The 25,411-nt window shown below is 39.9% G+C and carries 25 protein-coding genes; 12 read left to right on the top strand and 13 right to left on the bottom strand.

Annotation, left to right across the window (positions count from 1 at the left end):
• Positions 1-6 precede the first annotated feature (6 nt).
• The 8 genes from nuoI to QAP06_RS01275 are packed head-to-tail and all read left to right on the top strand — an operon-like array spanning position 7 to position 10,130.
• Positions 7-669 (top strand): NADH-quinone oxidoreductase subunit NuoI, encoded by a 663-nt coding sequence (gene nuoI / locus QAP06_RS01310; RefSeq protein WP_286465983.1) that lies wholly within the window; start codon positions 7-9, stop codon positions 667-669.
• Positions 662-1,210, top strand: a complete 549-nt coding sequence (locus tag QAP06_RS01305) for an NADH-quinone oxidoreductase subunit J (RefSeq protein ID WP_108583320.1) — start codon at positions 662-664, stop codon at positions 1,208-1,210. Before nuoI ends, QAP06_RS01305 begins: the two co-directional genes overlap by 8 nt.
• Entirely contained in the window at positions 1,207-1,509 is a 303-nt protein-coding gene (nuoK, locus tag QAP06_RS01300; RefSeq protein ID WP_286465980.1) for an NADH-quinone oxidoreductase subunit NuoK, read from the top strand. The genes QAP06_RS01305 and nuoK overlap by 4 nt, the downstream gene beginning before the upstream one ends.
• A gap of 2 nt (positions 1,510-1,511) precedes the next feature.
• Entirely contained in the window at positions 1,512-3,350 is a 1,839-nt protein-coding gene (gene nuoL, locus QAP06_RS01295) for an NADH-quinone oxidoreductase subunit L (protein WP_286465979.1), read from the top strand.
• A gap of 3 nt (positions 3,351-3,353) precedes the next feature.
• Positions 3,354-4,892, top strand: coding sequence for an NADH-quinone oxidoreductase subunit M (locus tag QAP06_RS01290; protein WP_286465977.1), 1,539 nt, complete (start codon positions 3,354-3,356; stop codon positions 4,890-4,892).
• Positions 4,879-6,351 carry an NADH-quinone oxidoreductase subunit NuoN gene (nuoN, locus tag QAP06_RS01285; protein WP_286465975.1) on the top strand — a complete coding sequence of 491 codons (1,473 nt, stop codon included), beginning with the start codon at positions 4,879-4,881 and terminating at the stop codon, positions 6,349-6,351. Before QAP06_RS01290 ends, nuoN begins: the two co-directional genes overlap by 14 nt.
• Entirely contained in the window at positions 6,341-8,752 is a 2,412-nt protein-coding gene (locus QAP06_RS01280; RefSeq protein WP_286465973.1) for a DUF7494 domain-containing protein, read from the top strand. The genes nuoN and QAP06_RS01280 overlap by 11 nt, the downstream gene beginning before the upstream one ends.
• A gap of 1 nt (position 8,753) precedes the next feature.
• Positions 8,754-10,130, top strand: a complete 1,377-nt coding sequence (locus QAP06_RS01275; RefSeq protein ID WP_286465972.1) for a phosphomannomutase/phosphoglucomutase — start codon at positions 8,754-8,756, stop codon at positions 10,128-10,130.
• A gap of 157 nt (positions 10,131-10,287) precedes the next feature.
• On the opposite strand, the gene trpA is transcribed toward QAP06_RS01275, so the two are convergent.
• From trpA to QAP06_RS01235, 8 genes are all read right to left on the bottom strand, one after another.
• Positions 10,288-11,076, bottom strand: coding sequence for a tryptophan synthase subunit alpha (gene trpA / locus QAP06_RS01270; protein ID WP_286465970.1), 789 nt, complete (start codon positions 11,074-11,076; stop codon positions 10,288-10,290).
• The gene (trpB, locus tag QAP06_RS01265; RefSeq protein WP_286465968.1) at positions 11,073-12,254 is read right to left on the bottom strand and encodes a tryptophan synthase subunit beta; all 1,182 of its coding nucleotides are present in this window, start codon (positions 12,252-12,254) and stop codon (positions 11,073-11,075) included. Before trpB ends, trpA begins: the two co-directional genes overlap by 4 nt.
• Position 12,255: 1 nt before the next feature.
• Positions 12,256-13,614 carry a bifunctional indole-3-glycerol-phosphate synthase TrpC/phosphoribosylanthranilate isomerase TrpF gene (gene trpCF / locus QAP06_RS01260; RefSeq protein ID WP_286465967.1) on the bottom strand — a complete coding sequence of 453 codons (1,359 nt, stop codon included), beginning with the start codon at positions 13,612-13,614 and terminating at the stop codon, positions 12,256-12,258.
• A complete protein-coding gene (gene trpD / locus QAP06_RS01255) occupies positions 13,607-14,614 on the bottom strand; it encodes an anthranilate phosphoribosyltransferase (RefSeq protein ID WP_286465965.1) in 1,008 nt (335 codons plus the stop codon). The genes trpCF and trpD overlap by 8 nt, the downstream gene beginning before the upstream one ends.
• Entirely contained in the window at positions 14,611-15,195 is a 585-nt protein-coding gene (locus QAP06_RS01250) for an aminodeoxychorismate/anthranilate synthase component II (protein WP_286465963.1), read from the bottom strand. Before QAP06_RS01250 ends, trpD begins: the two co-directional genes overlap by 4 nt.
• Positions 15,192-16,694: an anthranilate synthase component I gene (gene trpE, locus QAP06_RS01245; RefSeq protein WP_286467342.1), complete on the bottom strand. Its 1,503-nt coding sequence runs from the start codon at positions 16,692-16,694 to the stop codon at positions 15,192-15,194. The genes QAP06_RS01250 and trpE overlap by 4 nt, the downstream gene beginning before the upstream one ends.
• Before the next feature lie 227 nt (positions 16,695-16,921).
• Positions 16,922-17,980, bottom strand: coding sequence for a glycosyltransferase family 9 protein (locus QAP06_RS01240; protein ID WP_286465961.1), 1,059 nt, complete (start codon positions 17,978-17,980; stop codon positions 16,922-16,924).
• A gap of 67 nt (positions 17,981-18,047) precedes the next feature.
• Entirely contained in the window at positions 18,048-18,785 is a 738-nt protein-coding gene (locus QAP06_RS01235; RefSeq protein WP_286465960.1) for a 5'-nucleotidase, lipoprotein e(P4) family, read from the bottom strand.
• A 125-nt stretch (positions 18,786-18,910) separates the two neighbouring features.
• Here QAP06_RS01235 and QAP06_RS01230 point away from each other — a divergent pair, with 125 nt between their 5' ends.
• The 4 genes from QAP06_RS01230 to QAP06_RS01215 all read left to right on the top strand — a co-directional run bounded on the left by QAP06_RS01230 (position 18,911) and on the right by QAP06_RS01215 (position 22,091).
• On the top strand, positions 18,911-19,459 hold the full coding sequence (locus QAP06_RS01230; RefSeq protein WP_286465958.1) for a YceI family protein: 549 nt from the start codon (positions 18,911-18,913) through the stop codon (positions 19,457-19,459).
• A 589-nt stretch (positions 19,460-20,048) separates the two neighbouring features.
• Complete coding sequence (gene tenA / locus QAP06_RS01225; RefSeq protein WP_286465957.1) at positions 20,049-20,705, top strand: thiaminase II; 657 nt, start codon at positions 20,049-20,051, stop codon at positions 20,703-20,705.
• A gap of 121 nt (positions 20,706-20,826) precedes the next feature.
• Positions 20,827-21,489 carry a nicotinamide riboside transporter PnuC gene (pnuC, locus tag QAP06_RS01220; protein ID WP_286465955.1) on the top strand — a complete coding sequence of 221 codons (663 nt, stop codon included), beginning with the start codon at positions 20,827-20,829 and terminating at the stop codon, positions 21,487-21,489.
• Positions 21,477-22,091, top strand: coding sequence for a thiamine diphosphokinase (locus tag QAP06_RS01215; protein WP_286465953.1), 615 nt, complete (start codon positions 21,477-21,479; stop codon positions 22,089-22,091). The genes pnuC and QAP06_RS01215 overlap by 13 nt, the downstream gene beginning before the upstream one ends.
• Before the next feature lie 506 nt (positions 22,092-22,597).
• On the opposite strand, the gene rplQ is transcribed toward QAP06_RS01215, so the two are convergent.
• Genes rplQ through rpsM form a run of 5 tightly spaced genes read right to left on the bottom strand, consistent with a single transcriptional unit; the run spans position 22,598 to position 25,410 of the window.
• Positions 22,598-22,948, bottom strand: coding sequence for a 50S ribosomal protein L17 (gene rplQ / locus QAP06_RS01210; protein WP_001216124.1), 351 nt, complete (start codon positions 22,946-22,948; stop codon positions 22,598-22,600).
• Positions 22,948-23,982: a DNA-directed RNA polymerase subunit alpha gene (locus tag QAP06_RS01205; protein WP_000864533.1), complete on the bottom strand. Its 1,035-nt coding sequence runs from the start codon at positions 23,980-23,982 to the stop codon at positions 22,948-22,950. Before QAP06_RS01205 ends, rplQ begins: the two co-directional genes overlap by 1 nt.
• 11 nt (positions 23,983-23,993) lie before the next feature.
• Entirely contained in the window at positions 23,994-24,620 is a 627-nt protein-coding gene (gene rpsD / locus QAP06_RS01200) for a 30S ribosomal protein S4 (protein WP_000135243.1), read from the bottom strand.
• Between the two features lie 9 nt (positions 24,621-24,629).
• A complete protein-coding gene (rpsK, locus tag QAP06_RS01195) occupies positions 24,630-25,025 on the bottom strand; it encodes a 30S ribosomal protein S11 (RefSeq protein WP_001129277.1) in 396 nt (131 codons plus the stop codon).
• Between the two features lie 22 nt (positions 25,026-25,047).
• On the bottom strand, positions 25,048-25,410 hold the full coding sequence (gene rpsM, locus QAP06_RS01190) for a 30S ribosomal protein S13 (protein ID WP_000090809.1): 363 nt from the start codon (positions 25,408-25,410) through the stop codon (positions 25,048-25,050).
• Between the last annotated feature and the right edge of the window lies 1 nt (position 25,411).

Raw genomic sequence — 25,411 nt, 5'->3', positions numbered from 1 at the left:
GGTTTTATGGCCAAACAAGAATACAAGCAACTTCCTAAACGAGCCGAAGTCCATAGTGCGACCGAGCAATTTAAAGACACCCTTAAAACGAGCTTGGGTTTGGATCTATTCAAAGGGCTAGGGCTTACGATCAAGGAATTTTTTAGCCCAAGCGTAACCATCCATTACCCTATGGAGCAACTCCCTTTAAGCCCACGCTATCGCGCGGTGCATCATTTGCAACGGCTTTTAGACTCAGGCTCTGAAAGGTGTATTGGTTGCGGGCTGTGCGAAAAGATTTGCACGAGCAATTGCATAAGGATCATCACGCATAAGGGCGAAGACAACCGCAAAAAGATCGATTCTTACACGATCAATTTGGGGCGTTGCATTTATTGCGGGTTGTGCGCGGAAGTTTGCCCAGAATTAGCGATTGTTATGGGGAATCGGTTTGAAAACGCTAGCACCCAACGCTCCCAATACGGCTCTAAAAACGAGTTTCTAACGAGCGAACAAGACGCTAAAAACTGCTCTCATGCCGAGTTTTTAGGCTTTGGTGCGGTAAGCCCTAATTACAATGAACGCATGCAAGCTACCCCTTTAGATTATGTCCAAGAGCCCTCAAAAGAAGAAACAAAAGAAGAAACTCCAACAAACCCAGAAAGCAACAAGGGAGATGAAAATGTTTGAAACCATTGCCTTTTATTTCTTTGCGATCCTTACTTTAAGCATGGCGTTAGTGGTGATCACCACCACGAATATCCTCTATGCCATTACCGCTCTTGCTAGCAGCATGGTTTTTATTTCCGCTTTTTTCTTTTTACTAGACGCTGAGTTTTTGGGCGTGGTGCAAATCACGGTATATGTGGGCGCGGTCATTGTGATGTATGCGTTTGGCATGATGTTTTTCAACTCCGCTGCAGAAGTGATCGAACGCAAGCAAAGCCCTAAAATCTTGTGCACGCTTTCATTTGGCGTGGCGCTGTTGCTCACCTTAATTTTAAGCGCTCCTAGTATTGGCGAAAACCTTTCTAATCAAGTCAATTCCAACGCTATTGATGCGCAAATCCCCAACATTAAAGCCATTGGTTATGTGCTTTTTACCAATTACCTCATCCCTTTTGAAGCGGCGGCTTTAATGCTTTTAGTCGCTATGGTTGGAGGCATCGCTACAGGGATTCAAAAAATCCATGGGAAAAATCACACGCAATTTATAAAGGAATCTCTATGATAGGGTTAAACCACTATTTGATTGTTTCAGGGTTGCTCTTTTGCATTGGTTTAGCGGGCATGCTGAAACGCAAAAACATTCTGTTACTCTTTTTTTCTACAGAAATCATGCTCAACGCGATCAATATCGGTTTTGTAGCGATCTCTAAATACACGCATAATTTAGGCGGGCAGATGTTCGCGCTCTTTATTATCGCTATTGCCGCTAGTGAGGTGGCTATTGGTTTGGGCTTGGTGATTTTGTGGTTTAAGAAATACAAGAGCTTAGATATTGATTCTTTAAACGCTATGAAAGGTTGAGCATGCAGTATTCTTCTTTGCTGTCAGTGGTGTTGTTTTTGCCTTTAATCGGTGCGCTTTATGCGGGGCTGTTTGGGGCTAAAGCTAAAGCGTTGCATGTGGGCGTTTTCAATTCTTTGTGCGTGCTGGTTTCTTTCGTTGGCGCTGTGGTTCTTTTCATTCAAGCATGGCACCATCAAAGCTATGAAAAATATTTATTTGACTGGATCGTGGTAGGGAATTTTAAAGTCGGCTTTTCTCTCATGCTGGATAATATCAATGCGGTCATGATTGTCGTGGTCACTTTAGTTTCTTTCTTAGTACATGTGTATTCTATAGGCTATATGGAGCATGATACAGGGTTTAACCGCTATTTTTCCTACCTCAGCGGCTTTGTGTTTTCCATGCTGGTGTTGGTGTTGAGCGATAATTTCTTAGGGCTTTTCATTGGCTGGGAAGGGGTGGGGCTATGCTCTTACTTGCTCATTGGCTTTTGGTATCATAAAACAAGCGCGAACAACGCTTCTATTGAAGCCTTTGTGATGAATCGGATCACGGATTTAGGCATGCTCATGGGGATTATTTTGATCTTTTGGAATTTTGGCACCCTCCAGTATAAAGAAGTCTTTAGCATGCTCAATAACGCCGATTATTCCATGCTCTTTTACATTAGCGTGTTTCTTTTCATTGGCGCTATGGGGAAGAGCGCTCAATTCCCCATGCACACATGGTTAGCCAACGCTATGGAGGGGCCTACCCCTGTGTCCGCTCTCATCCATGCAGCGACAATGGTAACCGCTGGGGTGTATCTGGTCATCAGAGCCAATCCCTTGTATAGCGCGGTGTTTGAAGTGGGCTATTTTATCGCATGTTTAGGGGCGTTTGTGGCTCTTTTTGGAGCGAGCATGGCTTTAGTCAATAAGGATTTAAAACGCATTGTGGCTTATTCCACGCTTTCTCAATTAGGCTATATGTTTGTAGCGGCCGGTCTTGGGGCTTATGCAATCGCGCTTTTCCACCTCTTCACGCATGCGTTTTTCAAATCCCTCCTTTTCTTAGGCTCAGGGAATGTCATGCATGCGATGGAAGACAATTTGGATATTACCAAAATGGGCGCTTTATACAAACCCATGAGAGTTACAGCGATCTTTATGATTATAGGTTCAGTGGCTTTGTGCGGGATTTACCCTTTCGCAGGATACTTTTCTAAAGACAAAATTTTAGAAGTGGCTTTTGGGATGCACCACCACATTTTATGGTTTGTTCTTCTAATTGGGGCGATCTTTACCGCTTTTTATAGCTTCAGGCTCATCATGCTTGTGTTTTTTGCGCCCAAACAGCACGAAATCAACCACCCCCATGAGACTCAAAATTTCATGCTTTTAAGCATGCTGCCGTTAGGGATTTTAGCGGTCATTGCCGGGTTTTTTGAAGAGCCGTTTTTTCATTTCATCTCTCAAGTGATCCCTAGCGTTGGAGAATATCCCGTCCCGCTCGCTCTTTTAATCAGTATCACCACCATAGTGGTGTTGTTGAGTATCGCCTACGCCATATTTAAATATAAAAATGGTATCACTTCCAAAAAAGAGGGGGGCTTTTTATACAAGCTCTTGCTCAACCAATACTATATCCCGCAACTCTATCAAGGGATTGCAAAAGTTTTTAGCGCTATCGCTTCATTCTTGCACCAAGTCGTGGAATTAAGGATCATTGATGCGATAGTGGACACTATAGGAAGAAGCGTTTTTGTTATAGGGCGTGTGTTTAGAATCAGTCAAGACGGGAATTTAACCTCCATGCTGCGCTTCATGGTGGCTGGGGTTTTAATCTTGTTAGCGTTTGTAGCTTTTTTTGGGAGATAAGAAATGCAGTTTTTACATGCGCATCTTTTAAGTGTGGTGATCTTTTTCCCCATGCTGAGCGCGCTATTAGCGTTCTTTATGAGCGATCAAGCGAGTAGGGCGTATGCGATCGTCATCGCTTTGATTGAATTGTTATTAATCTTGTTGTTGTGGCATGGATTTGATATTCAAACAGCCGGCATGCAGTTTGAAGAAATGAAAGAATTAGTCTATCAAATTGGCGTGAATTACCATGTGGGCGTTGATGGCATCGCGCTCTTTTTGTTGCTCTTAAACGCTATCGTGGTGTTATTGTCCGTGATTTATGTCAAAGAGCGTCGTAAAGACTTTGCGATTTGTTTGTTGTTATTAGAGGGGATTTTGATGGGCGTGTTTTCTTCTCTTAATGTGATCTTTTTCTACGCTTTTTGGGAAATCTCGCTCCTGCCGGTTTTATACCTCATCGGTCGTTTTGGCCGTAATAATAAGATCTATTCTGGCATGAAGTTTTTCCTCTACACCTTTTTAGCGTCATTATGCATGCTTTTAGGCATTTTATACATTGGGTATTACTACGCTAGCAATTACGGCATGATGAGTTTTGATATTTTAGATTGGTATCAATTGAACTTTTCTAGTGGGGTTAAAACCTGGCTCTTTGTGGCTTTCTTGATAGGGATTGCGGTTAAAATCCCGCTCTTTCCCTTACACACATGGTTGCCTTATGCGTATTCTAACGCTCCTACTTTAGGCTCTGTCATGCTTTCAGCCTTGCTTTCTAAAATGGGGACTTACGCTTTATTACGCTTCTTGCTCCCACTTTTTCCTGATCTTTCAGAAATTTATTTAACCCCAATAGCTATTATAGCACTATGCATGATCATTTATGGAGGTTTTCTAGCTTACGCTCAAAAAGATTTAAAAACCCTCATCGCTTATAGCTCGTTCTCGCACATGGGAGTCGTGGTGCTTGGGGTTTTTTCTTTCAATGTTGAGGGGATTTCTGGGGCGGTGTTTATGATGTTTGCGCATGGGGTTATTGTCATGGGATTATTTTTACTCGCTGGTATCTTAGAAGAGCGTGCCAGCAGTTTAGAAATCGCTCGCTTTGGATCAATCGCTAAAAGCGCTCCTGTTTTTGCAGCCTTTTTTATGATCATTTTAATGGCGAATGTGGGCATGCCTTTAAGCATTGGCTTTGTGGGAGAGTTTTTAAGCTTATTAGGGTTTTTTGCCACTTACCCTCTTTTGGCTATCATTGCCGGAACAAGCATCATTCTGTCAGCGATTTACATGCTCACTTCATATAAAGATGTCTTCTTTGGCAATTTGAAAGCCGGGAACGATCAAATAAGCGTGTTTGAAGATTTGAACGCTCGTGAGGTAGGGGTTTTAAGCGTGATTTTAGCTTTGATTTTGATTTTAGGGATTTATCCTAAAGTGCTTTTAAAACCGATTGAGCAAGGCTCTAAACAGCTTTTAAAGGTGATAGAAATCCGCTCGCTCCCTTTTTTAGGTTCATTGGATACTAAGATAAAAGAGGTCTCTTATGTTAATAGATAGTCTCCACATCTCTTTTGACAGCTTTAATTTTGAGAGCATTTTACCCATGCTGGTGTTGGTGTGTGGGGGGATTTTCACGCTCTTAATCAACGCTTTCACTTCCAGGTTTTCACGCAATTTGAATGTGTTTTTATGCATGCTCTTTTTGGTTTTGGATTTTTTGGTGGTTTTAGGATTAGAAGATCAAGAAAACGCCTTTTTTGGGTTTTTGAGCTTGGATACTCTCTCGCTCATCTCTCAAAGCATTGTCTTGATTTCAGCCTTCTTGCTCATTTTCTTAGCCCTTTCAAAAGAGCGCTTCAACGAATTTCAGACCGCTGAATTTTATTCCCTATACTTGTTTATTGCCGCTGGCTTTCAATTCATGGTTTCAAGCAACCATTTATTATTAATCCTTATTGGGTTAGAAACAGCGTCCTTACCCCTTTGTGTGTTAATGGCGTTGAGCGATAAACGCTACGGCTTAGAAGCAGGGATCAAATATTTCACTATGGGGGCGATGGCGAGCGCGTTTTTTGCTATGGGGGCTATGGCTTTTTACTTGCTCACAGGGAGCTTGAATCTTGAAGTCATTACCCTATACTTACACACTGAAGGTATCACAAACCCCATGCTCTTTGCGATGGGCGCTATCTTTTTGATTGGAGCGATTGGCTTTAAGGTTTCTTTAGTGCCTTTCCATACCTGGATGCCCGATGTGTATGAGGGCAATAGCCCGGTTTTTGCGAGCTATATTTCCATTGTGCCTAAAATCGCTGGCTTTGTGGTAGCGACTCGCCTTTTTGGGGCGTTTATAGACACCCGCACCGCTTGGGTAGAAGACATTTTTTACGCCCTCATTCTTATGACTATCACCATCCCTAATTTCATTGCTTTATGGCAAGAAGATGTCAAAAGAATGCTCGCTTATAGTTCCATTTCGCATTCTGGGTTCGCTTTAGCGTGCGTGTTTATCCACACTCAAGACAGCCAACAAGCGATGTTTGTTTATTGGTTCATGTTCGCCTTCACTTACATTGGGGCTTTTGGCCTTTTGTGGCTCTTAAAAAGCCGGGAAAAAACATGGGATGAACGCTACGATCACCCCTATTCTAAATTCAACGGCCTTATCAAAACCCACCCTTTAGTGGCGATCTTAGGCGCTATTTTTGTTTTTGGGCTTGCAGGGATCCCGCCTTTTAGCGTGTTTTGGGGGAAATTTTTAGCTGTTGAAAGCGCTTTAGAGAGCAATCACATTCTTTTAGCGGTGGTGATGTTAGTTAATAGCGCAGTGGCTGCGTTTTATTATTTCCGTTGGCTCGTGGCGATGTTTTTCAATAAGCCCTTACAAAGCTACGCTCAAAACGATATTTACACCCAAAACGCTACCATGCCCATTTATGCGGTCATTATTGCCATGGCGTTAGCGTGCTTGTTCTCTGTTTTTATGATGCGAGGGCTTTTAGAGTTTGTGGCTTAAGTCAAAAATCTTTCTTTTAATGGGCGCGAGTTTGCTCTCCCATTCTCTCAACGCCTTAAGCCTCACACTCACGCAAGGCAAGGAAGGGGGGGAAGATTTTTCTGTTTTAACCTTACGACACAACAAGGCGTTTTCTTGTTTTTATGCTAATGAAAAACCACCAAGTGGGATTGAAGCGTCTTTATCCATTATACGCGCTAAACGCCCCATAGAATGCGTGATAGACTCTATCCCTAAGGAGGGCTTTACCCCTTTAGAAAACGCTTTTTTTAATATCACCTATTCTATGCGCCAACAACAATTCATTTTACATATCAAACCCAAAGTGATGCGAAGACTCACCCTTTTTTCTTTTGACAGGGATTATAAAAAAGCGATCCCCCTTTTTGTAGAAAACGATCCTAAAGCCAAAACGTGGCAAATCATAGGCTATGATCAAAATATCCCTTTTTTGAATAAAAAAGACAATATTCAAAAAGGCTTGAATTTCCCCATTGTCATTAAAGACGCTCAAACCCCTATCATTCAAGAGCTAGATGTGAATAATAAACCCCTACTCACCACAAAGGGCTATGATTTAAACGCTTATTTAGAGGCTAAAAAGCAAATCAATTCGCAAGCCTATTTTGACGCTTTGCGAACGATTAGCCGTGCGTTTAAAAACTACCCTCAAACGATGTTTAAAAAAGATTTGTATTTATTAGAAATTATCGCATTAGGCCAATTAGGCATTAAAAAATCCTTACTCATAGACATTGGTGCCAAGTGGATTAAAAATTACCCGACTGATCCCAGTATCCCTGAAGTGTTATACTATGTCGCCAAAGCTTTAGACGAAAACAACAATTACAAACAGGCCATGCGCTATTACAAACGCATTCTTTTAGAATACAAAGACTCCCGCTACGCTCCTTTAGCCCAAATGCGTTTAGCCATTGAAGCGGCTAACGCTTCTAATTTGAGCAACGCTAGCATGCTTTTTAAAGAAGCTTTTTCTAACGCTAAAGACAAAGAGAGCGCGAGTGAAATCGCCCTTAATTGGGCTGAAGCAGAGATAAACTATCAAAACTTTAATAACGCTAAATACCTCATTGATAAGGTGGTCCAATCCAACCCTGATTATATTTCTCAACACAGCGAATCAGCCCTAGACTTGCTCAAATTATTGAAAAAAAACCAAATGAATGAAAGCGCGATTGAGATCGCTCACTTGCTCCTTAATCAAGATGATGATGTGAAAGCTAAAGAGCAAGCGCTCTATGATTTAGGGGCGTTGTATGCAAGGATCAAGGACTTTAAGAACGCCCACCTTTACAACCTGCAATATTTGCAAGATCATGCGGAATTGGATAAAGCTTCTGTCGTTAGAGCGCGCGATGAAAAAGCCCTTTTTTCCATGGAGGGGAACACGCAAGAAAAAATCGCCCATTACGATAAAATCATTCAAAATTTCCCTAATTCTAATGAAGCCCTAAAGGCTTTAGAATTGAAAGCCCAACTCTTGTTTGAAAATAAGCGTTATGCTGAAGTGTTAGGCATGCAAAAAAATTTGCCCAAAGATTCTCCTTTGATCCAAAAAACGCTCAATATCCTTGCTAAAACCCCATTAGAAAACAATCGTTGCGAAGAAGCCTTAAAATACTTATCCCAAATTACCGCCTTTGAATTTACCCCCAAAGAAGAAATCCAAGCCTTTGATTGCTTGTATTTCGCATCGCTCAAAGAAAAAGCGCAAATTATTGCCCTAAACGCTTTAAAAACAGCTAAAACCCCTAGCGAGAAATTAATATGGCTTTATCGTTTGGGGCGTAATTACTACCGCTTAGGGGATTTTAAAAATTCCACTCTGGCTTCTAAAGACGCCTTAACTCTCGCTCAAAACTTAAATAAAAAAGAATTTTATGACATTGCTTTTGTTTTATTTTCAGATTACATGCAAAGCAATGAAAAAGGATTGGCTCTCAATTTGTATGCGTTTTTAGAAAAGCATTTCAAAGACGATAAACGCATGGCGTTGGTTTATTTTAAATTGCTAGAGAATGAAAAAGACCCTAAAAGCGTCAAAATTTATGCCACAAGCTTGCTCAAACTCCAAGACGCTTACAAGGACTATTCTTACACGCCCTTTAGTGAATTTGCCCTTATTGACGCTTACAGAACCACCAAAGACTATTTAAAAGCGCTAGAAACGCTAGACAAGCTTTTAAACCGCAGGCTTTCCTTAGAAGATCACCAAAAAGCCTTATACTTGCAATCCAGCTTACTGGATCTAACCAATCAAAAAGCAAAATCCAGAGCCAGTTTAGAAAAATGCGTTCAGTTAAAACAAAAAGATCAAACAAACGCATGGCAAAATTTATGCGAACAGGGTTTAAATTTATTCAAAAACAAGGAGTCATGACATGGACATTAGCATTTTTAGAGAATACGATATTAGAGGCATTTACCCCACCACTTTAGATGAAAAAAGTGCCTTTAGTATCGGCGTGGAGTTAGGAAAAATCATGCGAGAATACGATAAAAGCGTGTTTGTAGGGCATGACGCAAGGGTGCATGGGCGATCGCTTTTTGAAGCTTTGAGCGCGGGGTTACAATCAAGCGGCTTGAAAGTGTATGATTTAGGGCTAATCCCCACACCGGTAGCGTATTTTGCGGCCTTTAATGAAATAGATAACATCAAATGCCCCAATTCCATCATGATCACTGGCTCCCACAACCCCAAAGAATACAACGGCTTTAAGATCACGCTCAACCAAAACCCGTTTTATGGCAAGGACATTCAAGCTTTAAAAGACACGCTTTTAAACGCCAAGCATGAAATAAAACCCCTAAAAGAAACACCAGAGAAAGCCAATGCCCTAGAAGCCTACCACCGCTATTTGATCAAGGATTTTAAGCATTTAAAAAACCTTAAATACAAAATCGCCCTAGATTTTGGTAATGGCGTGGGAGCGTTAGGCTTAGAGCCTATTTTAAAGGCTTTAAACATTGATTTTAGCAGTCTTTATAGCGATCCTGATGGGAATTTCCCTAACCACCACCCAGACCCTAGCGAAGCGAAAAACTTAAAAGATTTAGAAAAACACATGCAAGAAAACGCTATTTCTATAGGCTTTGCTTTTGATGGCGATGCGGATAGGATTGCGATGCTAAGCTCTCATCATGTTTATGCGGGCGATGAATTAGCGATTTTATTCGCTAAACGCTTGCATGCTCAAGGCATCACCCCTTTTGTGATCGGCGAAGTCAAATGCTCTCAAGTGATGTATAACACGATCAATACTTTTGGTAAGACGCTCATGTATAAAACCGGGCATAGCAATTTAAAAATCAAGCTCAAAGAAACCAACGCGCATTTTGCGGCTGAAATGAGCGGGCATATCTTTTTTAAAGAGCGCTATTTTGGCTATGATGACGCTCTTTATGCATGCTTAAGGGCTTTAGAATTATTGCTTGAACAAAGTCCAAGCGATTTGGAAAACACCATTAAAAACCTCCCTTATTCCTACACCACGCCTGAAGAAAAAATCGCCGTGAGCGAAGAAGAAAAATTTGAAATCATTCATAACCTGCAAAAAGCGCTTAAAAACCCGCCAAGCCATTTCCCTAAAATCAAAGAAATCATCAGCATTGATGGCGTGAGAGTGGTTTTTGAACATGGTTTTGGGCTTATTCGCGCAAGCAACACCACCCCCTATTTAGTCAGCCGCTTTGAAGGCAAGGATGAAACAACGGCGTTAGAGTATAAAAGGGCGTTGCTCAATTTGTTAGAGAAATAGATTAAAGCTAACAAGCCATGTTTTTCTAAAAAGATTTGTGAGTAAACCCCCTAGTTATCCAAAAATTGAACGCTATTTAAGCTAAGCCTAAGCTTATTATAATGAAATGATTTAAATTCTATGATCTTTAATTTTTAACGCAACAAAGCCTAAATCCTTAAAAAATCATTTCTCCTATAAACCCTTTAATTTTTTCCAGCATGGCGTTTTCATCATTCAAATTTTCTTCTATGATTTTGACTAACGCTGAGCCGCAAATCACGCCATCAGCGCCCATGTTTTTAGCGTTTATGGTGTGTTCTTTTTTAGAAATGCCAAAGCCTAATAAGGCTGGAGTAGGGCTAAAAGTTTTTAGGGTTTTAATAATAGCGCTCGCATCATTTTCTAAAATACGGCTCGCCCCTGTAACCCCACTCCTAGCCAGAGTGTAGATATAGCCTTGCGAATGCGTAGCGGCTTGTTCTAAATCTTTATCACTCGCATTAGGGCTAGCGATAAAGATTTGTTTAATGTGGTGTTTTTGAGCGGATTTGATGACTAATTCTTTTTCTATTAGGGGCATATCCGCTATTAAAACGCTATCCACGCCACATTCTTTGATTTGGGCGTAAAAATTATCCACGCCATAAGAAAAAATGAGATTCGCATACGCTAAAAGCCCTATGGGAATATCATGGCTGTAGTCTCTAATCTTTTTTAAAAGCTGGAAATTTTTAGCCATAGTAGCGTGTTTTAACGCTCTTAAATGGCTCGCTTGTATGGTAACGCCGTCCGCTACCGGATCAGAAAAAGCAAACCCCAATTCTAAAGCGCTCACCCCGCTAGCGATTAAGGTTTTAATGATTTCAAAACTCCATTCATAATTAGGATCGCCCAAGGTTACAAACGGGATAAACGCCATTTTTTCTTGTTTTTTTAAGGTTTCAAACATGTTTTGATACCTCATTTTAAACCCCCTTTTAAAGCGTTATAAACGGTGCTTAAATCCTTATCCCCCCGACCGCTCAAATTCACTATGATGATACTTTCTTCTTCGCATTTTTGAGCGAGTTTTAAGGCATACGCTAAAGCGTGTGAGCTTTCTAGCGCTGGGATAATGCCTTCTTTTTGGCACAACAAACTAAAGGCTTCTAGCGCTTCAAGATCGCTTGCACTTTCATAAATCGCACGAGCGCTTTCTTTTAAATAGCTGTGTTCTGGCCCCACTCCTGGGTAATCAAGCCCGGCGCTAATGCTATGGCTTTCTATAATCTGGCCTTCATCATCTTGTAAAAGATAGGTTTTATTCCCATGCAAAATCCCCACACGCCCCTTATTCAAAGTCGCCCCATGCTTATTGGTTTCTAGCCCTAAACCCGCTGGCTCTACACCTATGAGTTTAACCTCTTTGTCGTTTAAAAACGCACTAAATACCCCTATAGCGTTAGACCCCCCTCCAACGCATGCGATAACATAATCAGGCAAGCGGTTTTCTTTTTCTAAAATTTGGCTTTTAACCTCATCGCCTATCATTTTTTGAAAGGTTTTAACCATCGTAGGGTAAGGGTGTGGCCCGGCGGCTGTTCCTAGCAAATAATGCGTGTCCTTGTAACTGCTCACCCAATCCCTTAAGGCCTCATTCACAGCGTCTTTAAGCGTTGCGCTCCCTGAATTAACCTCTCTGACTTCAGCGCCTAATAAGCGCATTCTAAAAACATTCATTTCTTGGCGTTTGATGTCTTTAGCCCCCATAAAAATCACGCATTTTAAACCCAACAACGCGCAAGCGATAGCCGTCGCCACGCCATGCTGACCGGCGCCTGTTTCAGCAATAATCCTTTTTTTACCCATTTTTTTCGCTAAAAGGGCTTGCCCTAAAGCCTGATTAGTCTTATGCGCCCCGCCATGGATTAAATCTTCTCGTTTTAGATAAAGCTTAACTTTATGGTTAGAAACGATATTTTGACACAAGGTTAAGGGGCTAGGACGGCCCACAAAATCTTTTAAAAGATGAAAATATTCTTTTTGGAATTTCTCATCTTTCAAACATGCATCAAACGCCTGTTCTAATTCTCTTAATGCAGGCACTAACAATTCTGAAACAAAACTCCCTCCAAACTCCCCAAAATACGCTTTTTTATTCATTTTAATACTCTCTTAAAATTCGGGCTAATCGCTTGATTTTATCCTTATTTTTAATCCCAGGGCTTGTTTCTAAACCTGAATTGAAATCCAAACCCAACGCTTTAACTTTCAAGGCTTTTTGAATATTATCCAAATTAAGCCCGCCAGCTAACATGAAAGGCGTTTTGACATTTTCTAAAATACCCCAATCAAAACTCACGCCATTGCCTCCCATTTTATCCCCCTTAGTGTCGTATAAGATTAGAGAGGCTTCTTTAATTTTAGGCACCAAATCGTTAGCGCTCATCACACTCACTACTTGCCAAATCGCGCAAGTTTTAGGGAGCGATTTTTTTAATTGAGCGATTTCTTGTTGCGAATAGCCATAAAGCTGCACCGCTTTTAAATCAAGCTTTTTAGCGATTTTTTGAATTTTTTTAATCTTATCTTTCACAAACACGCCCACAAAATCCAATTTTTTAACCGCTTTTGTGATCTTTAGGGCTTCTTTAGGCTTGATGTATCTTGGCGAAGATTTTTCAAAAATCAAACCCCCATAAATAAAATGGTTTTTATAAACGGCTTTAGCGTCTTTAATTCTTGTAAGCCCGCACACTTTATTTTCGCCTAAAATCAATTTAATGCACGCTTTTTTCAAATCCTTTTCTTTCATTAAAGAGCTGCCCACTAAAAAGCCATTCACATAAGGGGCTAGGGCTTTGATTTGCGCGTGCGAATAAATACCGGACTCGCTGATAATGAGCGCGTCTTTAGGCAAAAGGGGGCGTAATTTGAGCGTGTGATCAATATCGGTTGTTAGGGTGTGTAAATCCCTGTTATTGATGCCTATAATGTCGTATTGGAGTTTGAGCAAGCGCTCAATTTCTTGCTTGTTGGAAACTTCAGTTAACACGCTCATGTTTAAGGATTTGGCGAGGTTGAAAAGCTCTAAATAATTTTTATCATCTAACGCGCTTAACATTAAAAGCACCGCATTAGCTCCCATAACCCTAGCGAGTTTGATCTGGAAAGCATCAATGATAAAATCTTTACACAAGATGGGCTTAGTGGAATGCTGCGAAACAATCTTAATGTTTTCATAAGAGCCTAAAAAATATTTAGAATCGGCTAAAACTGAAATACAAGAGGCGAATTTTTCATAAGTCTTGGCTATTTTTAGCAGATCAAAATCTTTTCTGATTAAACCTTTAGAGGGCGATGCTTTTTTGCATTCTAAAATAAAGCTGGTCTTTTTTTCCAGTAACGCTTTTTTAAAATCCCTATCGCTTGGGTTTATGCTTGTCGGTAAAGCGTGGTTTTTTTTAAGTGCAGAAACTTCTAGGAGCTTGTCTTTAAGGATGTTTTCTAACACGCTAGGCATGGCTTAGCCTTATGATTTTTTGCAAATGCATATAAGGTGCTTTGGTTTTTAAATGCTCTAAAGTCATGCTCACGCCCTCTTTTAAATCTTTAGCTTTATGGTTTAAATACAACAAACTCGCCACATTCGCCACAACCACCATTGTATGCGAATCCTTGCCTTTATTTTCTAAAATATCTAAACATGCCTGAACGCTTTCTTGTGCGTTTTCAATCTGTAATTCTTTCAAATCATAGGGGGGTAAATCAAAATCTTTAGCACTCAAGTCATACTCTAAAATTTCGTTATTTTTCAATTCACACGCATGCGTAATGTCATGCAACACGATTTCATCCGTCCCCCCTCCATTAACCACCATCGCCCTTTTAACGCCTAAAGCCTTTAGTGCTAGCGCCATAGTCTTACACAAGGATTTGTCATACACGCCTAAAAGCTGGATTTTTGGCCTTAAGGGGTTGATTAAAGGCCCTAAGCAATTAAAAATCGTTTTAGTGAAAAGCTCTTTTCTTAAGGGGGCGGATTTTTTAAAACTTTGATGGTATAAAGGCGCGAATAAAAACCCAAAACGCGTTTGTTTGAAACAATTCTCTAATTGCGTGGGATTCATTTCAATATTCACGCCTAAATTTTCCAACAAATCCGCGCTCCCGCTATGGCTGGACACGCTCCTTGATCCATGTTTAGCCATAAATAACCCCATAGAGCTGGCAATGAGTGCAGCAATCGTGCTAATATTAATCGTTTTTAACCCATCGCCTCCTGTGCCGCAATTGTCTATTAAATCCACGCCGCTATTAAAAGGCTTAGAGGCATGCTCTAAAAGCGTGGTTGCAGCAACGCTAATCTCCTTAAAGCTCTCGCCCTTGATTTTTAAAGCACATAAAATGGCCCCAAGTTGTGCTGGGCTTACTTTTTCGTTGATAATGAGGGTGAATAACTTTTGGACTTCTTCATCGTTCAAGTCTTTTTGATGATAAAGGGTGTTTAAAATATCTTTCATGACAACCCTCTTAAAAACCCCACGCTTTGCTCTAACAACGCCCTCCCTTGTAAAGTCATGATGCTTTCAGGGTGGAATTGGTAAGCTAGGATCTTATCTTCTTCATTGACAATAGCCATAGGGATATTGTCATGCTCGGCGATCACTTCTAAATTTTTAGGCAACCCGCTTGCCATTAAAGAATGGTAACGCCCCACCACCATGCTCTCCCCTAAGCCTTTAAAAACGGCATGCTTTTTGAGTGCGATAGTGGTCGCTTTGCCATGCACGATTTCTTTACTCCTTATGATTTTAGCCCCATAGCTTTGTGCTAAAGCCTGTAAGCCTAAACAAACCCCTAAAATAGGGAATTTCTTTTTAGCCATTTCAATGATTTTTAAAAGATTGCCTGAACTATTAGGGCTACCAGGCCCGGGTGAGATGAACAATAAAGGGGTTTTTGATTCTTCATTCATTAAATCCATAAGATAACTCGGATCAATATCGTTTTGATAAACAGCCACTTCATAACCCAAACACTCTAATTCATACACCAAGTTATAAGAAAAAGAATCAAAATTATCTATAAAAAAGATTTTCATAAGCTTGTTTTCCTGATCGCATCAATAAGGGCTTGCGCTTTGGCTCTTGTTTCATCCGCTTCGTTTTTAGGCACGCTGTCTAACACAATGCCAGCTCCTGCTTGGATCACTGCCCTATTGTTTTTAACAAAACATGAACGGATAGTGATGCAAGAATCCATAGAACCCTCGCTGTTTAAATACCCCACACTCCCCCCATAAGAGCCTCTCCTTTGCTTTTCTAGTTGGTAAATGAGCCTGATCGCAGAGATTTTAGGCGCTCCGCTGAGCGTGCCGGCGTTCATAAAACTCCTGTAAGCATGCAAACTATCGCACCCTTTTTTCAATTCCCCCACAACCCTTGAAACTAAATGCATGACATTGGAATATTTATCCACTTTTAAAAGCTTGTCGCAATAGCGTTTTTTTGAAACTCTGGCCATGTCGTTTCTGGCTAAATCCACTAGCATGATGTGTTCAGCCCTTTCTTTATAGTCGTGTTGCAAATCAAATTCCATTTTACTATCCAAATCGTAATCAATATTCCCTTGTTTGTCCTTACCCCTTAAACGGGTGCCAGCAATGGGATAAATTTCAGCCGTATTGGTTAAAGCGTTGTATTTTAAGGCGCTCTCAGGGCTTGCCCCAAAAAGAACAAAATCGCTGTCTTTGATATAGAACATATAGGGGCTAGGATTAGTTAGTTTTAAATGGTAATACGCGCTCAAACCCTCCAAGCACTCCATATAAAAGCTACGCGACAACACCGCTTGAAAAATCTCGCCCTTTTTGATTTCTTCTTGTAAGGATAGCACCCTTTTTTCAAACTCGCTATCATCACAACTAACGCTAACTTCTGTGCTTTGCTTGGATTTTTTAGGGATAAAATCGCTTTTGATGTTTTTAGCCAACTCTTTTAAGTCTTGTAATTCCTGGGCTATCTCTGTTTTAAAGCGCTCATCAAAACACGCCCCCAAAATTTCAGCGCTTTTTTCTTTATGGTCTATGATGATCAAATTTTGCGCGAGATAAAAAATAAAGTCATGCGCTGTGTTGTCTTTTGCTTTTAAGTGGGGCAAGTCTTCAAAAAAATTGAGCATTTCAAAAGAAAAAACGCCCGCGCTTAAAAGCGTAAAGGGGTGTTTGGGTTTTGTTTTAACGCTTTTAAAAATCCCCCTTAAAGCGTCAAAAGGGCTAGGCTCAAAGAGCTTTAAAAACTCATCTTGCGTTTTTTTATTTTTGGTGTAGGTTAAAATTAGGGCATTGTCTTGTATAGGCGTTTTAAAAAACGCGCTCAATTTGTGCAAAAACGCCCCGCCATTAGGCGTCAGGCTAGTGATAGTTACGATATTGTGGTTGCAAATGAGCTTCAAACAGGCTTTAGCCATTAAAAGGGATTTGGTGTGCGCTTTGCTCTCAATCTCAGCGCTTTCAAAAAGCAAGGTGTGCTGTTGCTCTAATTTTTCATAAAGAGCTAGGGGATAGGGAATGTAAGGGGCTTTTTCTATCAGACTGATCATCAATTTCTTCACGCTAAAAATGAACTTGTATTTTACAAGAAATAGATAAATGGGCAATAAATTAATAGCCTTATAGAGCTTATAAGGGCTAATCTAACTTAAACTCAAATTGGATTTTTCAAGGATCAATTTATGAGAGAATGAGAAATTTTAATTAGGAATGCGAAAAACCGCTTTAATCAGACTAAACTTTTGAGCGTTGTTAAGGTTATTTGTGTGGCATGCCGTTATCTTTCTTGTGTGTGGCAAGAAAGATTGGGTGCGATAAATTCAAGGATGGTTTCACCCTCTTTTTTGATGTCAATCAAACCCATATCGTTTGAGCCATTAGGCGGGGTGATGCTTAAAAAACGCTCATTGAAAGGCCGCCATCTGACAATAGAGGCGCTAAGTTCGTTAGGATAAAACCCGATAGATTGGTTGTCAAATAAAGCGTTCACATGCAAAGGGCCTGAAGCGTTCCCAATATAGACGCTTAAATTCGCGCACAATTTGGCTAAATCCACTAAACTATGGCTCGTATCATAGAGGTGGGCGAAAGGGACTTTTTTAAGGAGTTCTTCTGTGGCTTTTCTCTCGCCTGGCCCGCAAACAAGAATGATCTCACAATTCAAATTCTTGTATAAAAAATCAATCAGCTCAATAAAGTGTGAGGCGGGCAATACGGGCGAACTGCCTCCGCTATGTATATGCACGCCAATCCATAATAAATCAGCATTAGCGTTGAGTTTTGAAGCGATAAGGGATCGCTCTTTGGGTTTGTCTTTAAGCTTCCATGCGATTTTTTTAAGTGGAGCGTTAGGGAGATGGTGATCTTTACAAAACGCATGGATGAGATCCAAATTGTATTCGTATTCGGTTTTTAAACACAGCGATCGGCTTTGACGCACGCTCTTTTGATACAGCCAAGAATAGATTTTAGTCTTTGGGGCTAGGATATAAGGAATGGATTTTCTCAAACTAAAAGCGAGTCTGGCGTTTTTAAAATTAGAAAATAAAAAGATAAGAGCGTCAATGGATTTACTTTTGAGAGTGGCACTCAAATGGTTGTCTTCTATAATGACTTCATCAATGAAAGGGAATTCTAAGGCTATTGGGGTGGTATAGCTAGGCACAACCACGCCCAAATACACTTCTTTGCCTTTTTCTAAAAAAGCTTGCTTTAGAGCGATTAAAGCGGGTATGGCTAAAATAAAATCGCCTAACTTGTCGTTACGGATCACAAAAACTTTTTGAGAGTTTTCTTTATCTTTGCATTTTAAATCTTCAAACCCTACAAAATCCATAGCTCTGCCTAAGAGATCAAATTTTTTGTCATGTTAGCAAAAATCGTCCTTATGCGATGGATAAATTTTATTTTTTATTCTGCCATGCTTTTATGGGCTCATCTTCCCATGTGCCATAAAGAGAGTTGGGTAAAATGATCCACTCCGTGCCAAATTTTTGAGCGTTTTGCAAGACTTTAGCTCGTTGTTCTTGGCTGTTTTTAGCGTCTTTAGCAAAAAGCGCATCAAAATCATGCAAAGTGTCGCCCACTTGTAAAACAATCTCATAATCCTTAGCGACTAACTCTCGCCTAACGGCTTTAGGCTTGCCTTTTTCTTTTAATAAAACGGATTCTTCACTCACTTGAGGGAGTTTAAAACTTTTGAGCGTTTTTAAGGTGAAGGCCTTATTTTTTTGCGTGCGGTTAGAAATGTAAAAAATCTTAACGCCCTTAGAATTAGCGTATTCTAAAAAGTCTAGCGCTCCAGGAATGAGCGTGAGAGAGCCTTCTTTTTCAAATTTATCCCAAGTTTCTGGGGTGTATTTGATGCAATTTTTGACTAAATGACCCGCATAATCAAAAGTGTTTAAAACGGTTTCATCTAAATCCAAAATGACAGCTGGCTTTTTGTCTTTAACGAGCTTGAGGTTATTGTCTAGCACCATTTTCGCCATTTTGTAACTTTGCAATTGCAAGGCTCTAATTTCAGCGCTTTGCTGATGATACTTAACGCTTCTTGTTAGGGGCGAGACGCATTCTTTGGCATTTAAAACACTCATCAAACTCAATCCTAATAAAACTGATGCAAGGGTCTTTTTTATCATAACAACACCTACCTAATGGGGATTTTTTGTATTATACCTTAAAACAGATGATTAGGAGTATTTTACCATTAACCAATTTGTTGTATAGTGTTGGCGTTTTTAATTCAAAATGGAGTGAGGAAACAATGAAAAAAGCGTTAATATCCACCCTTTTTGGTGTTAGTCTGGCGTTTGCAAAACCTTATACGATTGATAAGGCAAACTCTAGCGTGTGGTTTGAGGTCAAACACTTCAAATTCAATGAAACAAGAGGCGTGTTTGATAGTTTTGATGGCAAAATTGATGCCGATCCTAATACCAAAGCTCTCAATGTTTTTGAAGGCAAAATTGATATTAAAAGCATTAACACCAGGAACAAAAAAAGAGACGACCATCTTAAAACAGCAGAGTTTTTTGATGCGCTAAAATACCCAAAAGGAAGCTTTAAAATGACAAAATACGAAGATGGTAAAATCCATGGGGATTTGACCCTTCATGGCGTAACCAAACCTGTCGTATTGGAAGCCAAAATCCAAGCCCCTTTGCAAAACCCCATGAATAAAAAAGAATTCATGATATTGCAAGCTGAAGGCAAAATCAACCGCAAGGATTTTGGTATCGGTAAAACCTTTAGCGATGCTGTCGTTGGAGATGAGGTAAAGATTGAGATCAAACTAGAAGCTTACGCTCAATAAACTTTTTGCAAGAAACAATTTTTTGTTTCTTGTGGCTTTCTTTTCTAATAATAGTCTTTATTCTGCCCAATATCTCAAAACATCAAAGCCTTTAATTGCGTTTTTACACCAACCGCTTAAAAATTGAACGCCTGTTTTGAATATATTAGACGCTTTTTTATTTTTATGCTAAACTATTTTTGAGTTTCAGCCGATATGACTTCATACAGAGGTTAAACCAATCATAAATGGTAAGGTTGATTCCATCTCGCTCTGTAATAGGTTTGAAACCATGCATCTAAGATTGACTCCTATCTTGTAAGTGCCATACTGCAAGTTCCCATAATAAAAACTTCTAAAAATAAAAACCTACAGAGCGAGATGGAATTAACTTTTTATGATCACAAATGATAGCCAGTCTTAAACAACATGAAGGCAATACAAGCCTTGCAATATCATTGATCGCTATTCAAAATCACAGATATTTTAATGCAGCGTTCCATTTTTGAAAATAAGATTTTACTCACAAACCTTTTTAAAAACAAATTTTTATACCATAATTACAAGCTTTCGTGTTAAAATGCGTTGAATTGATTTTAGGAGTGTAAAAATGCAAGTTTCACAATATCTGTATCAAAACGCGCAATCTATTTGGATGGATTGCATTTCCCATCCGTTTGTTCAAGGCATAGGGCGTGGGACTTTAGAAAGAGATAAATTCCGTTTTTATATCATTCAGGATTATTTGTTTCTTTTAGAATACGCTAAGGTGTTTGCTTTGGGCGTGGTTAAAGCTTATGATGAAGCGGTGATGAGGGAGTTTTCTAACGCTATACAAGATATTTTGAATAACGAGATGAGTATCCATAACCATTACATTAGAGAACTTCAAATCACTCAAACAGAATTGCAAAACGCGCACCCCACCCTCGCTAATAAATCCTATACAAGCTACATGCTCGCTGAAGGGATTAAAGGTTCTATTAAAGAAGTTACGGTGGCTGTTTTGGCTTGTGGCTGGAGTTATTTGGTGATCGCGCAAAATTTAAGCCAAATCCCCAACGCTTTAGAACATGCCTTTTATGGGCATTGGATTAAGGGCTATAGCTCAAAAGAATTTCAAGCGTGTGTGTCGTGGAATATTAATTTGCTTGATTCCCTCACCCTCACTTCTTCAAAACAAGAAATTGAGAAGTTAAAGGACATTTTTATCACTACAAGTAAATATGAATACATGTTTTGGGATATGGCGTATCAAAAAAACTAATTCTCATTGATTTATGTTACAATCAAAACAAAGGGGTGCTTTTTAAAAACGCTCAAGTTTTTAAAAGGCTGAGATCAAACCCGTAGAACTTGTCAAGGTAATTCTTGCGTAAGGAAATAGCATGTTAATAATCGCCCAACTATCTAAACGATTTTACGCCACACTCATTCTTTCTTGCGTGTTTTTGATCGTTACTAATATTCTTGTCAAAGGCTCGTTTGTCAATCTTTTAGCAGGGCTTAGCGGGATCTTGTATGCGTTTTTTGCCGGAGAAAGGCAAACGATTTGCTTTGTGTTCGGTCTTGTTTATAATTTGAGTTACGCTTATGTCGCTTATCAGTGGAAATTAAACGCTGATGTGATTTTATGCCTTTTTTTGTATATGCCGGTAACGATTTATGGGCTATTTGCGTGGAAAAAGACAGAGCGGCATGAGGGCGTTATTAAGGCCCAAAAACTTTCCAAAAATTGGCGTTTGGCGCTCGTTTTAGGCGTAGGGGTTTTAACTTATGTGAGCGCTTTGTTTTTTAAAGAGATTAAAACGAATTTTTTATGGGCAGAGAGTTTTAATTTCGTCATCTTTATTATTGCTTTTATTTTGCAGGTTTTGCGTTATGTAGAGAATTATGCGCTAGTAACTTTGGGGAATATCGTGTCTATTGTCGTGTGGTTTTGTATTTTCCAAATTTCTACAGAGAGCTTGGTGCAACTCTTCACAACGATTCTATACCTTTTTATTGGCATGTATTATTTTAAGCACTGGAACAAGTCATGCAAGCAGTGATTTTAGCGAATGGGGAGTTTCCTAAATCTCAAAAATGCTTAGACATTTTACAAAACGCTCCCTTTTTAATCGCATGCGATGGGGCTGTTGCCTCATTACATGCGCTTCAATTCAAACCCAGCGTTGTTATAGGCGATTTGGACAGCATTGATTCGCATTTGAAAGCCTTATATAACCCTATACGCGTGAGCGAACAAAACAGCAACGATTTATCCAAAGCCTTTTTTTATGCTTTGAATAGGGGCTATGATGATTTTATTTTTTTAGGGTTGAATGGCAAGCGAGAAGACCACGCTTTAGCGAACACTTTTTTATTGTTGGAGTATTTTAAATTTTGCAAAAAAATCCAAGCCGTAAGCGATTATGGTCTTTTTAGGGTGCTAGAAACCCCTTTTACTTTGCCCAGTTTTAAAGGGGAACAAATCTCGCTTTTTAGCTTGGATTTTGAAACTCAATTCACTTCCAAAAATCTCAAATACCCCTTAAAAAACTTGCGTTTAAAAACGCTCTTTTCTGGCTCGCTCAATGAATCTACAGATAGTTTTTTTAGCCTTAGCTCTACACCTAAATCGGTGGTTTTGGTGTATCAAAAATTCTTATGAGCGGGTTTTATCAGGCGAATTTTTATCTGTGTATTGCACCAAGTTAAGGAGCATTTGAGAGAGTAGGCATAGAGGGTTCATCATTTTTTAACAAAACCATCACAAAGCGGCTGAATCAACCCATATCTAGCATGTCTAAAAACACAATCCATATGGCTCAATCTTTAGTAGTTGGATTTTTTAAGATCATCAAACCAATTGGAAATCTCAATAAAAATGCAAGAAATACCGCTCAATTAAAGGGTGGGATAAAAGCCAGTGCGAGTTTTGAGTTTATTTTAATCTTTTAAAAAATGGGGTTTTAATTACTTTATTTTTGCAGTTTGAAACTTATCGCTCAACTAAGCTCTTTTATATTTTGATCACAAAAAAACGCTTTTTAGTATTTTTTAAATTTTATAATTAATAAAACAAGACCAAAGCTTTTAAGCACTTCTTTTAAAAAGATAAAATCAAAGCGATAATTACCAACCAAGACTAAATCTTGGCTAGCAGTTCATCAAATTTCATACAAATTCAATGGTAGCTAGAGTGGAAGCGTCCCCTCTTCTAAAAGTGGTGCGTTGGATCCTAGTGTATCCGCCATTCCTTTGTGCGTATTTGGGCGCGATTTCAGTTACAAGCTTGTGGGTGGCTTCTTTGTTTTGCAAATATGCAAAAACATGACGGTGCGCGTTAAAATCGCCCACACGAGCCACTGTCGTTAATTTCTCAATGTAACTGCGCAACTCCTTAGCCTTATAAATCCCTGTTTCAATTTTGTTATGCTCAATCAAAGCGATCGCTAAATTCTTTAATAACGCCTTTCTGTGCGAGCTGGTTCTCCCAAGCTTGCGGTATCCGTGTTTGTGTCTCATCAGTCGTTACCTCCTTTATCTTCTAATTTTTCTAATCTTTTTTTTAAACTTTCTCTTTGTTCAGGGCTTAATTCTGTGCCTACCGGATAGCCCAAATCATTCAATTTTTCAGCGATTTCATCATAAGATTTTTTACCCATGTTTTTCACGCCCTTAAGCTCTTCTTCGCTCATCAACACGAGTTCGCCCACATACTTGATGCCGATTTTATCCAAGCAATTAAAACACCTAGCGCTCAAATTCATGCTTTCAATTTTAGCGCTCAAATCTTTAGCGTCATCTCTTTGAGCGTAATCGCCTGAATACTCCGTGTTAGCAATGGGTCTTTCGCCAAAAACGCCTAGTTGCTTACTCATCACTTTCACCGCTGATAAAAACGCTTTATAAGGATCAATCTGCCCGTCTGTTTCAATATCAAAAATGATTTTTTCATAGTTGGGATCGCCCTCAACCAGAACATTTTCAATCTCATAAACGACATTTTTAATCGGCGTGAATGAGCCGTCTAGCGGCATGTAGCCCTCAGGCATCAATTCCCTTGTGTTTTCGCTTGGGACATACCCCATTCCTTTATAGATAATGAGCGAAAAATTCAATTGAGCGTCTTCGTTGATTGTGGCTAGAGGCATTTCAGGATTGACGATTTCTATATGCTCAGAATTCAAATCCCTAGCCCTAAGCTCCATAGGCCCTTTAAAAGAATAATCCACCACAACCGATTGGTTTTCTAAAGAGCTATCCTGCCCCACTAACGCCTTGGCTATAAAGCGGATATTCTTTAAATTCATGATAAAAAGCGACACATCTTCAGTAACCCCCCTTAATGAGTCAAACTCATGATGGACGCCTTCAATCTTTAAACCTACAGGAGCATACCCCACAGAGCTTAAAAGCAAGAGCCTTCTAATAGGATGAGCGAGCGTAACAGCGTAACCAAACTCAAATGGAGCCAGAGAAATCTTAACCCGATTGCCCTCTTTCTCTAGCACCTTAATTTCTGATGGGATCAAAGGTGCTGTTTTGATAACTTTCATGCTCTAACCCCTTACTTAGAATACAATTCTACAATGAGTCTTTCTTCAATAGGGACAACCACTTCTTCTCTTTCAGGGTAGCGGGTGAAGATGCCGTATTTTTTATCTTTTTCCACATCAATCCATGGCACAATCCCTGTTTGAGCTGTCAATTCCATCGCGTGCACCACTTGAGGGTTGCTCTTGGTTTTTTCTTTGATCTCAATTTTTTGCCCTGAACGCACGAAATAAGAGGGAATATCCAAACGCTTACCATCCACAAGCACATGCCCATGCGTTACTAATTGCCTAGCAGAGCTTCTAGTGGTCGCAAACCCCATGCGATAGACGACATTATCCAATCTTCTTTCAATCAAGCGGATAAGGTTTTCACCCGTATTGCCGTCCAAGCGATTGGCTTCCACAAAAATACTCCTGAATTGCTTTTCAGAAATGCCATACATCATTTTAGCTTTTTGCTTTTCTTTCAATTGCAACCCGTAATCAGAAGTCTTAGCGCGTCTTTGCCCATGCTGGCCTGGCCCATAAGCCCTTTTATCTAGCGCGCTCTTCCCGCTCAACCGCCTTTCACCTTTTAAGGCTAAAGAAACCCCAAAACGCCTTTCTAGTCTTTCTACTGCGCCTCTATATCTTGCCATAAAGCCTCCTTACACTCTTCTTCTTTTAGGGGGTCTGCAACCATTATGAGGGAGCGGGGTGATGTCTTTAATCCAAAGCACTTTAACGCCCTCTGTCGCACCCACGCTCTTAATAGCGGTCTCACGCCCACTACCTGGCCCTTGAACCTTAATGCCCACTTCTTTAACGCCATGCTCTTTAGCCTTGCTTAGAGCGCTTTCTACAGCTTGTTGGGCCGCATAAGGGGTGGATTTTTTAGAGCCTTTAAACCCTAACCCGCCCGCCGTGCTCCAACAAATCACATTGCCCATTTCATCAGTGATAGTGATGTTGGTATTATTAAAGGTCGCTGAAATATAAACAACCCCTCTAGCAATATTCTTTTTGACTACTTTCTTTTTAGCCGCTACATTTCTCTTAGCCATTAAATCATCATCTCCTTATTCGCTACTTGCTACCCACGGTTTTTTTCTTACCCTTACGAGTCCTAGCGTTATTTTTAGTGGTTTGGCCTCTTACAGGAAGACCCTTACGGTGTCTGATCCCACGATAATTCCCTAAGTCCATTAAAGATTTAATATCCATTTGAACTTTTTTACGCAAATCGCCCTCTACTAGGTAGCTTTGCTGGATTTTTTTAGCGATACTAGACACTTCATCTTCGCTCAATTCATGCACGCGCTTGTCAAAAGAAATGCCTACCGCTTCCAGAATCTCTCTGGAACTCTTAAGCCCAATCCCATAAATATAGGTAAGGGCATACTCTACTCTCTTCTTTTTTGGTAAATCTACACCAGCAATCCTTGCCATG

The organism is Helicobacter pylori (assembly GCF_030323545.1).
Taxonomy (GTDB): domain Bacteria; phylum Campylobacterota; class Campylobacteria; order Campylobacterales; family Helicobacteraceae; genus Helicobacter; species Helicobacter pylori_CO.
This window is presented reverse-complemented; position numbering and strand designations above follow the sequence as displayed.

What these genes read in the sequence shown, in the direction of transcription:
- pnuC (WP_286465955.1), top strand. Translation starts at nt 20,827, where the DNA reads ATGTTAATAATCGCCCAACTATCTAAACGATTTTACGCCACACTCATT.
- rplQ (WP_001216124.1), bottom strand. Translation starts at nt 22,948, where the DNA reads ATGAGACACAAACACGGATACCGCAAGCTTGGGAGAACCAGCTCGCAC.
- rpsM (WP_000090809.1), bottom strand. Translation starts at nt 25,410, where the DNA reads ATGGCAAGGATTGCTGGTGTAGATTTACCAAAAAAGAAGAGAGTAGAG.
- nuoI (WP_286465983.1), top strand. Translation starts at nt 7, where the DNA reads ATGGCCAAACAAGAATACAAGCAACTTCCTAAACGAGCCGAAGTCCAT.
- trpD (WP_286465965.1), bottom strand. Translation starts at nt 14,614, where the DNA reads ATGAAAGATATTTTAAACACCCTTTATCATCAAAAAGACTTGAACGAT.
- QAP06_RS01215 (WP_286465953.1), top strand. Translation starts at nt 21,477, where the DNA reads ATGCAAGCAGTGATTTTAGCGAATGGGGAGTTTCCTAAATCTCAAAAA.
- nuoL (WP_286465979.1), top strand. Translation starts at nt 1,512, where the DNA reads ATGCAGTATTCTTCTTTGCTGTCAGTGGTGTTGTTTTTGCCTTTAATC.
- QAP06_RS01235 (WP_286465960.1), bottom strand. Translation starts at nt 18,785, where the DNA reads ATGATAAAAAAGACCCTTGCATCAGTTTTATTAGGATTGAGTTTGATG.
- tenA (WP_286465957.1), top strand. Translation starts at nt 20,049, where the DNA reads ATGCAAGTTTCACAATATCTGTATCAAAACGCGCAATCTATTTGGATG.
- QAP06_RS01275 (WP_286465972.1), top strand. Translation starts at nt 8,754, where the DNA reads ATGGACATTAGCATTTTTAGAGAATACGATATTAGAGGCATTTACCCC.
- rpsD (WP_000135243.1), bottom strand. Translation starts at nt 24,620, where the DNA reads ATGGCAAGATATAGAGGCGCAGTAGAAAGACTAGAAAGGCGTTTTGGG.
- QAP06_RS01305 (WP_108583320.1), top strand. Translation starts at nt 662, where the DNA reads ATGTTTGAAACCATTGCCTTTTATTTCTTTGCGATCCTTACTTTAAGC.
- QAP06_RS01240 (WP_286465961.1), bottom strand. Translation starts at nt 17,980, where the DNA reads ATGGATTTTGTAGGGTTTGAAGATTTAAAATGCAAAGATAAAGAAAAC.
- QAP06_RS01250 (WP_286465963.1), bottom strand. Translation starts at nt 15,195, where the DNA reads ATGAAAATCTTTTTTATAGATAATTTTGATTCTTTTTCTTATAACTTG.
- nuoK (WP_286465980.1), top strand. Translation starts at nt 1,207, where the DNA reads ATGATAGGGTTAAACCACTATTTGATTGTTTCAGGGTTGCTCTTTTGC.
- rpsK (WP_001129277.1), bottom strand. Translation starts at nt 25,025, where the DNA reads ATGGCTAAGAGAAATGTAGCGGCTAAAAAGAAAGTAGTCAAAAAGAAT.
- trpE (WP_286467342.1), bottom strand. Translation starts at nt 16,694, where the DNA reads ATGATCAGTCTGATAGAAAAAGCCCCTTACATTCCCTATCCCCTAGCT.
- trpA (WP_286465970.1), bottom strand. Translation starts at nt 11,076, where the DNA reads ATGAGGTATCAAAACATGTTTGAAACCTTAAAAAAACAAGAAAAAATG.
- QAP06_RS01290 (WP_286465977.1), top strand. Translation starts at nt 3,354, where the DNA reads ATGCAGTTTTTACATGCGCATCTTTTAAGTGTGGTGATCTTTTTCCCC.
- trpB (WP_286465968.1), bottom strand. Translation starts at nt 12,254, where the DNA reads ATGAATAAAAAAGCGTATTTTGGGGAGTTTGGAGGGAGTTTTGTTTCA.
- trpCF (WP_286465967.1), bottom strand. Translation starts at nt 13,614, where the DNA reads ATGCCTAGCGTGTTAGAAAACATCCTTAAAGACAAGCTCCTAGAAGTT.
- nuoN (WP_286465975.1), top strand. Translation starts at nt 4,879, where the DNA reads ATGTTAATAGATAGTCTCCACATCTCTTTTGACAGCTTTAATTTTGAG.
- QAP06_RS01230 (WP_286465958.1), top strand. Translation starts at nt 18,911, where the DNA reads ATGAAAAAAGCGTTAATATCCACCCTTTTTGGTGTTAGTCTGGCGTTT.
- QAP06_RS01205 (WP_000864533.1), bottom strand. Translation starts at nt 23,982, where the DNA reads ATGAAAGTTATCAAAACAGCACCTTTGATCCCATCAGAAATTAAGGTG.